Source organism: Cupriavidus sp. 05N40, from assembly GCF_056397305.1.
Window position 1 is genome coordinate 1 of the sequence record NZ_JBFTND010000243.1, and the last position, 10069, is coordinate 10069.

The 10069-nt window shown below is 66.3% G+C and carries 11 protein-coding genes and 1 pseudogene; 10 read left to right on the plus strand and 2 right to left on the minus strand.

Translation table 11 applies throughout. From position 1 onward, the window contains the following. Nucleotides 1–527 precede the first annotated feature (527 nt). A complete protein-coding gene (locus tag AC1DO7_RS35760) occupies nt 528–1406 on the minus strand; it encodes a LysR family transcriptional regulator (RefSeq protein ID WP_441620942.1) in 879 nt (292 codons plus the stop codon). 166 nt (nt 1407–1572) lie between these two features. Between AC1DO7_RS35760 and AC1DO7_RS35765 the strand changes: the two genes are divergently transcribed. The 10 genes and pseudogenes from AC1DO7_RS35765 to AC1DO7_RS35810 all read left to right on the plus strand — a co-directional run bounded on the left by AC1DO7_RS35765 (nt 1573) and on the right by AC1DO7_RS35810 (nt 9437). Continuing rightward, nucleotides 1573–2007 carry a VOC family protein gene (locus tag AC1DO7_RS35765; protein ID WP_253930999.1) on the plus strand — a complete coding sequence of 145 codons (435 nt, stop codon included), beginning with the start codon at nt 1573–1575 and terminating at the stop codon, nt 2005–2007. A 125-nt stretch (nt 2008–2132) separates the two neighbouring features. Then, nucleotides 2133–3031, plus strand: a pseudogene (locus tag AC1DO7_RS35770) (ATP-binding protein); the annotation flags it as partial. A gap of 147 nt (nt 3032–3178) precedes the next feature. Next, on the plus strand, nt 3179–3544 hold the full coding sequence (locus AC1DO7_RS35775; RefSeq protein WP_477117201.1) for a hypothetical protein: 366 nt from the start codon (nt 3179–3181) through the stop codon (nt 3542–3544). After that, a complete protein-coding gene (gene pxpB, locus AC1DO7_RS35780; RefSeq protein ID WP_441620940.1) occupies nt 3541–4302 on the plus strand; it encodes a 5-oxoprolinase subunit PxpB in 762 nt (253 codons plus the stop codon). The genes AC1DO7_RS35775 and pxpB overlap by 4 nt, the downstream gene beginning before the upstream one ends. Further along, on the plus strand, nt 4299–5261 hold the full coding sequence (locus tag AC1DO7_RS35785) for a 5-oxoprolinase subunit C family protein (RefSeq protein WP_441620938.1): 963 nt from the start codon (nt 4299–4301) through the stop codon (nt 5259–5261). The genes pxpB and AC1DO7_RS35785 overlap by 4 nt, the downstream gene beginning before the upstream one ends. Next, nucleotides 5254–6018 (plus strand): LamB/YcsF family protein, encoded by a 765-nt coding sequence (locus AC1DO7_RS35790; protein ID WP_441620936.1) that lies wholly within the window; start codon nt 5254–5256, stop codon nt 6016–6018. Before AC1DO7_RS35785 ends, AC1DO7_RS35790 begins: the two co-directional genes overlap by 8 nt. A gap of 17 nt (nt 6019–6035) precedes the next feature. After that, the gene (locus AC1DO7_RS35795) at nt 6036–6275 is read left to right on the plus strand and encodes an acyl-CoA carboxylase biotin carboxyl carrier protein subunit (RefSeq protein WP_441620934.1); all 240 of its coding nucleotides are present in this window, start codon (nt 6036–6038) and stop codon (nt 6273–6275) included. Between the two features lie 536 nt (nt 6276–6811). Then, complete coding sequence (locus tag AC1DO7_RS35800; RefSeq protein WP_441620932.1) at nt 6812–8155, plus strand: MFS transporter; 1344 nt, start codon at nt 6812–6814, stop codon at nt 8153–8155. A gap of 26 nt (nt 8156–8181) precedes the next feature. Continuing rightward, nucleotides 8182–9003: a putative hydro-lyase gene (locus AC1DO7_RS35805; RefSeq protein WP_441620930.1), complete on the plus strand. Its 822-nt coding sequence runs from the start codon at nt 8182–8184 to the stop codon at nt 9001–9003. Nucleotides 9004–9155: 152 nt separating this feature from the next. Continuing rightward, nucleotides 9156–9437 (plus strand): hypothetical protein, encoded by a 282-nt coding sequence (locus AC1DO7_RS35810; RefSeq protein ID WP_441620929.1) that lies wholly within the window; start codon nt 9156–9158, stop codon nt 9435–9437. On the opposite strand, the gene AC1DO7_RS35815 is transcribed toward AC1DO7_RS35810, so the two are convergent. Then, nucleotides 9389–10069: ABC transporter permease (locus tag AC1DO7_RS35815; protein WP_477117200.1), on the minus strand; the 681-nt coding region annotated here is incomplete at its 5' end. The genes AC1DO7_RS35810 and AC1DO7_RS35815 overlap by 49 nt on opposite strands.

Sequence of the window (10069 nt, forward strand, 5' to 3'; positions counted from 1 at the left end):
GCGATGCCGTGGCTGGTGGTCGCGCGCTGGAGTAGCGAGCGCGCCGAAGCAATTACCCCAAAAGAAATACTTATCCATCTCTMTCGATGGCATCTCTCACGCACGCTGGCCGGGCCGCGTTCCTCTTGTCCCGCCTGAAGTTCAAATAGGCGCGTCGATCGCCTCCAGAAGGCACAAGATGCGTATTTCGGACGAACGTGACCTGCCGTTGCGGGATCGTGACCGAGCGAACCAGAAGGCGGGATCGGCGTTGCGCATGACATCAACCAGACGGGCTATGTGCGCCGGCCTTGGCCGGAGAAAGCATGCTCACAGGCGGCTGTCAAGCATCGCCTTCCTTTGCGAAGAGCAAATGAAGGAATGCGCGAATGTCGATTCCGGAAGCAGGAGTTGTGGTCCGGTCGCTCGCCCCCGGTTTGGCGCGGTCTCCTACCAAGGAGACAACCTTCCGACGCGCGTGTCAGGCAACCGCGGGACGCGCTGAAGGGGGCGACGTCGTGCAAGGCGGCGGGCGGGATGTGGGCTGCCTACACCTTGTAGTCTGACGCCGCCTCGCTGATGTACTCGGCGAGCCGGCTTGCCACCGGCTGACGACTATGGCGCGGCCGCTCCACCAGCCCGATCTCGCGGTGAAAGGTATCGTCGCCAAGTGGCAGGGCAGTCACGCCATGCGGCCAAGGGCCTTGCGCCGCCGTTTGCGGGATCAGCGCCACGCCAAGGCCGCGCGCTACCAGCTGCACAATGCCCTGCAGCTCGTCCAGCTCGATGGCGTCCTGCACCGCCAGCCGCGACTGTCGCAGGAACTGGTCGACCAGCCGGCCACCGAACGAGCTGCGGTCATAGCGGATAAAGGGCGCGGATTCCAGCGCGTCGCTCCACGCCTGGCCTGCCATGGCGGCCGGCGCCAGCAGCACGAACGGCTCCATCACCAGCGTGCGCCACTCCAGCTCCGACGGCAGCGCAAAGGGCGGCCGGATCATCACCGCGATATCGATCTCGCCCGCATCCACCTGGCCAAGCAGGTTCAGGGACACGCCCGGCACAACGCGGATCCTGCAGCCGGGCAGCTCGGCGCGGAAGGCGGCCATGGCGTCGATCAGGTATGACACCTGTGCCGAGGCGATCGAGCCCACCCGCACCATGCCGCTGCGCTCCGTGGCGCCGCCGTGCTCGCCGATGCGCGCGTAGAGCGCCATCAGTTCCTCCGCCAGCGCCAGGGTTTCCCGGCCGGCGGCGTTCAGCCGCGCCGAGCGGCCCGTGCGGTCGAACAGGATGAAGCCAAGCTCTTGCTCCAGGCGGTGGATCTGTGCGCTGACAGCCGACTGGGTCAGCCCGATGCGCGCGCCCGCGCTGGCAAAGGTGCCGTGCCGGGCTACGGCGATAAAGGTCTTGAATTCGCGCAGCATGATCGTTTCATCAATTTTCGTGTAGCTAAGGTCAAAAATATATCGCTTTTTTTAATTGGTTGCCATGCCTAGACTTTCCCTCATTGGTGCAGCGGCCGGAACGTTGCCGGCGGCGTGCCAAGACCCGACCCCCACAACACTTCGAACACTTCAATCCCCAAGCGCCATGAGCGAAATCACTCCCGTCCTCGCCCCGTTCCACCTTGCCTTCCCCGTCCACAGCATCGCCGCCGCGCGCGAGTTCTACGGCGACCTGCTGGGCTGCCCCGAAGGGCGCAGCGCGCCGGACTGGGTCGACTTCAACTTCTACGGCCACCAGATCGTGGCCCACCTCGCGCCGGAAGAAGCGGGCCACCGCCACACCAGCGCCGTCGATGGCGATGCCGTGCCGGTGCGTCACTTTGGCGTGGTGCTGCCGATGGACCAGTGGCATGTCGCCGCCGACAAGCTCAAGGCCGCCAACCTGTCGTTCATCATCGAGCCGCATATCCGCTTCAAGGGCGAGGTAGGCGAGCAGGCCACGATGTTCTTCCTTGACCCGTCGGGCAACGCGCTGGAGCTCAAGGCCTTTGCCAATATCGCTTCGCTGTTCGCCAAGTAACACCAACGTCGGACCCACGTCAGACCAGAGTGAGACCGGCCACAAGGCCGGCCGCCGCACGCGGGGCAGGGCTTGCCCGCCCCGCGTGCATCGCCCCCACGCAGTAGCTGCAAGAGTTAGTCGATATGCGAAGAATCCTGGTTGCCAACCGTGGCGAGATTGCCTGCCGTATCATCCGCGCCGCGCAGGCGCTCGGCATGGAAACCGTAGCTGTGCATTCCGCCGCCGATGCCGGCGCGTTGCACTGCGAGATGGCCGACATTGCCGTTGCGGTAGGTCCCGCGCCGGCGGCGCAGAGCTACCTGAATGTGGAAGCGGTGCTCGCCGCTGGCACGGCGCACGGCGCCGATGGGTGCACCCGGGCTATGGTTTCCTCTCCGAGAACACCGTGTTTGCCCGTGCGGCGCAAGCGCAAGGCATGCAGTGGATCGGCCCGTCCGTCGAGTCGATCGAGAACATGGGCGACAAGAACCGCGCCCGCGATATTGCCGCCGCGTGCGGCGTGCCGGTGCTGCCCGGCAGTATCCGCTTCCTGCCCGAAGACCTGTCGCGCTTGCACGCCGAGGCCCAGCGCGTTGGCTATCCCGTGCTGGTCAAAGCCGCCGGCGGCGGTGGCGGCATCGGCATGAAGCGCGTTGACGGGCCAGACACGCTGGCGGCCACGGTGGCGTCCACCCAGGCACTGGCCCTGAAGGCCTTTGGCGACGCCAGCATCTACCTGGAGCGCTATGTCCCGCGCRCCCGCCATATCGAGGTGCAGGTGTTTGGCTTCGGTGATGGCACGGCGGTGCATCTGTTCGAGCGCGAATGCTCGGTGCAGCGCCGTTTCCAGAAGATCATTGAAGAAAGCCCGGCGCCCAATGTGCCGGCCGCCGTGCTGGCCAGCATGAGCGCGGCGGCGGTGGCGCTGGCCGCGCACCAGCGCTACGGCGGCGCGGGCACGGTCGAGTTCATCCTCGACGCGGACAGCGGCGAGTACTTCTTCCTGGAGATGAACACGCGCATCCAGGTGGAGCACGGCGTGACCGAGGCCATCACAGGCTGGGACCTGGTACAGGCGCAGATCCGGCTCGCCGCCGGCACGCTCGCACCCTGCGCGCAGCAAGATATCCGACGGGCCGGCGCGGCCATCGAGTGCCGGCTGTATGCCGAGAACCCGGCGCGCCATTTCATGCCATCGCCGGGCAAGCTGGCGCGCTTTTGCCTGCCGGCGGGCATGGCCGGGCTGCGCGTGGACACCGGCGTGCGCGAGGGCGATGCCATCACGCCGTTCTACGATCCGATGATCGCCAAGCTGATTGCCTTTGGCACCGACCGCGAAACCGCCATCGCCACCATGCAGGCGGCGCTCGGCGCAACCGTGATCGAAGGCATCCGGCACAACGCCGTGTTCCTTGGCCGCGTGCTGGACCATGCGGACTTCCGTGCCGGGCGCGTCGATACCGGTTTTGTGGAGCGCGAGCTGGCGGTGCTGGTGGGCGAGTCCGCCGCGCCGGTGGCTGTGCCTGCGCCATCCGCCGTGGAGGTGCGGGCATGATCGCGCAGGACGTGGAACAGGCCGCGCCGGCCGCGCAAACGTCCTGGCGGATCGCGCCGTCCGGCGATCGCTGCCTGATTGTGGAGTTCGGCACGGTGGCGGATATCGCCATCAACCGCCAGGCGTGCGCGGCAGCGGCGCGGATCGCCGCCGCGGCCCTGCCCGGCGTGACCGACATCGTGCCCGCCCTGACCACCGTGGGCGTGCACTACAAGCCGATCGCCGTGGCCCGCGCGACGGGTACCAGCGCCCTGTTCGAGGTGCTCTCGGCCATGATCGGCGAACTCCTGCGCGAAGGGCTTTCGTCAAGCGCGGGCGCGCCACTGGTGATCGATATTCCCGTCTGCTATGGCGGCGAGCATGGTCCCGACCTGGACGATGTGGCAGCCACCTGTGGCCTGTCGCCCGACCAGGTCATCGCGCTGCATAGCGCCGAGCCGGTCGATGTGCTGATGCTGGGCTTCGCGCCGGGGCATCCCTATGTGGGCCGCTTCGACGCGCGCCTTTCGCCGCCGCGCCGGAGCACGCCGCGTACCGCGGTGGCGGCGGGCTCGATTGGCCTTGCCAATCGGCAGACCGTGATCTATCCCATGACCTTACCCGGCGGCTGGAACCTGATCGGGCGCACGCCCGTGGCGCTGTTTGACCCGCATCGCGCGTCGCCGTGCCTGCTGGCCGCCGGCGATCGTGTGCGCTTCGTGCCGATCTCTTCCGACGTATTCGAATCCATGCAGGCGGACGGAGGCGTGCAGCCATGAGCATCGAAGTGATCAAGCCTGGTGCGTTGAGCACCTTCCAGGATCTCGGCCGCGACGGCTACCAGCAACTCGGCGTGCCGGCCAACGGCGCCATGGACGAGCGCGCCCACCGGCTGGCGAACGCGCTGGCCGGCAACGCCGCGGCAGAAGCCACGCTGGAGATCACGCTGATGGGCCCCACGCTGCTGTTCCATGAGCCGGCCGTGATTGCCGTGTGCGGCGCGGATCTGGATGCCACGCTCGACGGCGCGCCCGTGCCGCTGAACCGTGCGGTGCCCGTCGCCGCGGGCGCGGTGCTGGCCTTCGGCAAGCGCCGCAGCGGCTTGCGCGCTTACCTTGCGGTGCACGGCGGCTTTGCGCTGACGCCGGTCATGGGCAGTTGCAGCACCTTTGTGCGCGGCGGCTATGGCGGCGCGGCCGGCAAGCCGTTGCGCAAGGGCGACCACATTGCCTTGCGCGGCGGCGTGGCCGCACCGGTCCGCGATGCCGGTTCCCCGGCGTTTCCGGCCGATGTCCTCACCGCGCCCGATCTGCCCGTGCGCGTCGTCGCCGGACGCGAATGGGCGTGTTTCTCGGATGCGGCCAGGCATGCGCTCGTCAGCGAGCCGTTTCGCATTGGCGCGCAATCGGACCGCATGGGGTATCGCCTGGAAGGCACGCCGCTCGCGCTGGCCGCACCTGCCGAGATGCTGTCCGAGGCCGTGGCCTTCGGCACGATCCAGGTGCCGCCCGATGGCCAGCCCATCGTGCTGATGGCGGACCGCCAGACCACCGGCGGCTATCCCAAGATTGCCCATGTGTGCGCGGTGGACCTGCCGCGCCTGGCGCAGAAGATGCCGAGCGAGGCGGTGCGCTTTGCCTTGATCGATCTGCGGGAAGCCCAGCGCCTTGCCTTGCTGCAGGACGCAATATTCGAAGCCATGGATACGGCAACGGCAGGGGAGCACGCGCATGGCTGAGATCGATTTCAACAGCGATATGGGCGAGAGCTTCGGTATCTACCGGCTTGGTGACGATGCGGCCGTGCTGCCGCATGTCACCTCCGCCAATATTGCCTGCGGTTTTCACGCGGGCGATGCGCAGACCATGGCAGCCACCGTGCGCGCCGCCACTGCGCTCGGTGTCTCGCTCGGCGCGCATCCGGGCTTTCCGGATCTGCAGGGTTTTGGACGGCGCGCCATGCAGCTCGGCCGCGAGGAGATCTACAACATCACGGTCTGCCAGGTTGGCGCCCTGCAGGCGTTCGCCGCCGCGGCCGGCAGCCGGCTCGCGCATGTGAAGCCGCACGGCGCGCTGTACAACCAGGCCGCGCGCGATGGCGTCATGGCGCGCGCGCTGTGCGAGGCGGTGCGCGATGTGGATCCGTCGCTGGTGTTCTACGGCCTGGCCGGCTCCGCGCTGGTCACGGCCGCGCGCGAGGCCGGACTCGCGGTGGCGCAGGAGGTATTTGCCGACCGCACGTATCAGGACGATGGCTCGCTGACCCCGCGCAGCCATCCCGGCGCCATGATCACCGATGTGGAGGCTTCCATCGCGCAGGTATTGCGCATGGTGCGCGACGGTGTGGTGCGCTCGCTGGGCGGCGTGGACGTGCCGGTCCGGGCGGACACGCTCTGCATCCACGGCGACCAGCCGGGCGCGGCCGGGTTTGCCCGCCGCATCCGCGCCGCGCTGGAGGCGGAGGGCATCACGGTGCGCGCACCGCAATCACGATAGCTACGGACAAACAGAATATGCCCCACACAAAATCCCCCATATCCATCGTGGCAGACACCGCTGGCACCCTCTGGAAACTCGTGGCGCAGCCCGGCGAGATGCAGGTAAAGGATGCCACGCTTCTGATTATCGAATCCATGAAAATGGAAATACCGATTGAGGCCGGATCGGCAGGTTATATCGAATCGTATTGCGTGGCCGAAGGTGAAATGGTGGAAGAAGGCCAGGTATTGGGCAGCTTTATTCCTGCTGCTTGAAGCACGCTGTTGATAAAGCTGTAAATTCGCCGCTGACATAGATTTGGTGGCGTCGGCCGGGCCGTACGGTCTGGCCGTTTTCTCAATGATCCCGTGGGTTGGGAAATGAATCACCAGCTGGCTGCGGACGATACCGGTTTCGGTGCGTTTACTGCCCCAGGGCGGGACGACAGGTTCATTGTTGTGGTGCGGCGGGGCGCATTAAATCCCCGAATCATATGGCTTTTCTCAGTCAGGAATCGTAACGCCCGGAATTCCGTGTTTTTAACGAAATCGCCGCTGGCATGCTTGTTGCAAAGTATCCGGTGTAATCGATGAAGCATGAATCCCGGTGGCTTTTAAAGGCCCGCGATTCCCGGCAGGTGGTTAGCTCTCCGGAAATAAAAACAAGACGCGAGCCCGGCCTGTGCACCAGGAAGTTTCAGGCACAGGACGGCCATCGTGGCAGGTGTTCGTGCTTCAGCGCTGGTTCATCCAGGGGTTTCACCACGCCTGGACTGGATTTTCTACCCCGTTGCATCCTGGAAACTGACAACATGTCCAACGCCCCCACCTCATCCCTGCCGATGCCCGACGCGGCGCCGGCATCCACCCCTGCCACGGCGCCGGCAACCGGCAATACCGTCGCCCGCAAAGCCGCCATGGCCGCCGCGGCCGGTACCGCCATCGAGTATTACGAGTTCGGCGTGTACGGCTATATGGCCTCCACCATTGGCCCGCTGTTCTTCCCTAGCGACAACGCCACGGCTTCGCTGCTGGCCATCCTGGCCGTGTTCGGCAGCGCCTTCCTGATGCGCCCGATCGGCGGCATCGTGCTTGGGCGCCTGGGCGACCGCGTCGGCCGCCGCGCCGTGCTGCTGGTCACCGTGATCGGCATGGGCATTGCCACCGGCATCATCGGCCTGCTGCCGGTGGCTGCCAGCGCGGGCATCGTGGCGCCGCTGCTGCTGCTGGCCATCCGCCTTGCGCAGGGCTTCTTCGCCGGCGGCGAAGTCACCGGCGCGGCGGCCTATGTGGCCGAGTCCGCCCCCAAGGGCAGGCGCGGCTTCTACGGCGCCTTCACGCCGGTGGGCGTGGCCGTGGGCGGCGCGCTGGCCGCGACCGTGTGCGGCATCACCACCGGCTTGCTGGAGCCCGTGCAGATGCAGGCGTGGGGCTGGCGCATTCCGTTCCTGATGGCGATCCCGATGGTGGTGATCTCGTCGATGGTGCGCAAGCGCGTGGAAGAGTCCGTGGCCTTCAAGCAGTTCCAGGAACACAGTGAGCCGCCCAAGGCGCCGCTCAAGGAAGTCTTCACCTCGCACATGCCCGCCGTGGTCAAGGTGATGCTGCTGTCCTTCGGCCAGAACGTGGGCTACTGGGTGGGGCTGGTGTTCATGAACATCTACATGACCACTTATCTCAAGTACGACAAGGCAACGGTGTACTGGATCATGGCGTTCGTCAGCCTGACCATGGCCATGCTGATGCCGCTGTGGGGCGGACTGTCCGACCGGCTCGGCCGGCGCAAGGTGCTTGCCATCGGCTTTTGCGCCTACATGGTGCTGGTATTGCCGATGATGATGCTGATGGACAACCACAGCATCGGCCTGGCCTTTCTCGCCATGATGGTGGTGGCGCTGCCCATGCCCATCGTGCAGTCCGTCGGCTATCCGACCTATGCCGAGCAGTTCCCGACCCGCGTGCGCTACACCGGCATGGCGTTCAGCTTCAACATCGGCGCCATCCTTGGCGGCGGGCTCACGCCGTACGTGGCCACCGCGCTGATCGGCAGCACTGGCAACCTGCTCAGTCCGGCCTACCTGCTCATGGGCGGCGCGGCAGTCAGCCTGCTGGCCCTGCTGGGCGTGAAGGAAACCGCCCGCCAGGCCCTCGACTGATGACGGACCGCAACCGGAGCTTGGAGATGGACGCAGGTATCCACGCCGCGGCCGGGCTTGCGCCCGGCTGGGCCGCCACGCCGACTGGCGCCCGCGCCGGCATCCGCAGTGGCCGGTACAACGGCAATACCAGCGGCATGGCGCCCGGCCATGGCCAGGGCAACCTGATGATCCTGCCCAAGGCCTGGGCCGGGGATTTCCTCGGGTACTGCCGGGCCAACCCGGTGCCATGCCCGCTGATCGGCATGACCGAAGCGGGCAGCCCCGCGGTGCCGATGCTGGGCGGCGATATCGACCTTCGCACCGACGTGCCGCGCTACCGTGTGTGGCGCCATGGCGAACTGGTGGAGGAGCGCGACGATATCAGCGCGCTCTGGCAGGACGATTTCGTGGGCTTTGTGCTGGGCTGCTCGCTGTCGTTCGAGGACGCGCTGGAGCGCGCCGGCTTGCGCGTGCGGCACGTCGACGAAGGCAAGATCGTGCCGATGTACCGCACCAGCATCCGGACCACGCGCGTGGGTGCCTTCCATGGGCCAATGGTGGTGTCGATGCGGCCCTACACGCCGGACGAGGCGGCCATCGCCTGGGCCGTGTGCGCCCGGTTGCCGGGGGCGCACGGGGCGCCGGTTCATATGGGCGACCCCGCCGCGATCGGCATCGCGGACATCGGCCGCCCGGACGAAGGCGAGCCGACCGTGATCCTGGCCGGGGAGGTTCCCGTGTTCTGGGGGTGCGGGGTGACGCCGCAGGCGGCGGCCATGATGGCGCGTCCGCCGCTGTGCATCACCCATGCGCCGGGGCACATGCTGGTATGCGACGTGCCTGCCGATGGGTTGAGGTTACTGTGAGCGCGGGAAGATAAAGTGTAATGAAGGATGGCACCGGAGCTACCGGGAACCGCCGCAACTGCATGCGCTAAGCTCGGGCGGCATCGTTGCGGCGGATCACCGCCCAGGCACGGGCGCCGGTGCTCTCTCCGCCGCGCCACGCGATGGCGCCATTGACGATCACCGTCTCGATGCCCCTCGCGGCCGCGACAGGGCGCGCGAAGGTCACAGGGCAGGAGGAGGGCATACGCCAGGTCGAGGCGCTYGAGCGGCAGCTGCTGGAGCTGCGTACCCAATTCTCGACGGAGCTGGAACGCATCCGCGTGCAGGTGGCCATTGCGCAGGTGCGCGCCAGCGCCATCGAGCTGCGCGCGCAACTGGAAACGGCACTGCGGCGTGCCGCCGGTCAATGCCCTTCCTCGATATTGAGGATTTTCCCCAAGCCCAGAAAATAGTTCGCGAAGGCAAGCACGCTAGCCGTCACGGCAATATAGACGACTGACAGTGCGGCCAGCGTCGGATCGGCAAACTCCCGTACATAGTTGTACATGGAAACCGGCAGTGTCTGCGTGTCTTGCGTTGTGACGAAAAGCGATGCGGTGAATTCACTGAACGACATGATCGCCGCAAACAACCAGCCGCCAAACAGCCCCGGCGCGAGCAGCGGAATCGTAATCGTGAAAAGCACCTTCAGCGGCGACCCACCGAGGCTTGCTGCCGCCTGTTCAAGCCTTGCGTCCAGGTTCTCCATGGAAACATAGACGCTCTTCAGCACAAACGGCAGCACCAGCATCACGTGACACAGGATGACGACGCCATATGAGCGGTGTATGGAGGCTTGTGACACCAGGATGAGCAGGCCCAGCCCCAGCGTGAAGTGCGGCACCACGAGCGGAGAGTGCAGGATGGCCAGCAGCGTCTGCTTGCCGGGGAATTCCAGCCGTTTGACGACAATCGACAGGCAGGTCCCGATCACCAGCGCAATGAACGAGGACCATCCGGTGATGACGAGGCTGGCGCGGAATCCATCCCGAAAATCCGGATAACTGAAGACACGTGCAAACCATGTCAGCGAATAGGATTCAGG

Bases quoted from the DNA above. Each gene is read 5' to 3' on its own strand.
- AC1DO7_RS35760 (WP_441620942.1), bottom strand. From the start codon at position 1,406: ATGCTGCGCGAATTCAAGACCTTTATCGCCGTAGCCCGGCACGGCACC.
- AC1DO7_RS35765 (WP_253930999.1), top strand. From the start codon at position 1,573: ATGAGCGAAATCACTCCCGTCCTCGCCCCGTTCCACCTTGCCTTCCCC.
- AC1DO7_RS35775 (WP_477117201.1), top strand. From the start codon at position 3,179: ATGCCATCGCCGGGCAAGCTGGCGCGCTTTTGCCTGCCGGCGGGCATG.
- pxpB (WP_441620940.1), top strand. From the start codon at position 3,541: ATGATCGCGCAGGACGTGGAACAGGCCGCGCCGGCCGCGCAAACGTCC.
- AC1DO7_RS35785 (WP_441620938.1), top strand. From the start codon at position 4,299: ATGAGCATCGAAGTGATCAAGCCTGGTGCGTTGAGCACCTTCCAGGAT.
- AC1DO7_RS35790 (WP_441620936.1), top strand. From the start codon at position 5,254: ATGGCTGAGATCGATTTCAACAGCGATATGGGCGAGAGCTTCGGTATC.
- AC1DO7_RS35795 (WP_441620934.1), top strand. From the start codon at position 6,036: ATGCCCCACACAAAATCCCCCATATCCATCGTGGCAGACACCGCTGGC.
- AC1DO7_RS35800 (WP_441620932.1), top strand. From the start codon at position 6,812: ATGTCCAACGCCCCCACCTCATCCCTGCCGATGCCCGACGCGGCGCCG.
- AC1DO7_RS35805 (WP_441620930.1), top strand. From the start codon at position 8,182: ATGGACGCAGGTATCCACGCCGCGGCCGGGCTTGCGCCCGGCTGGGCC.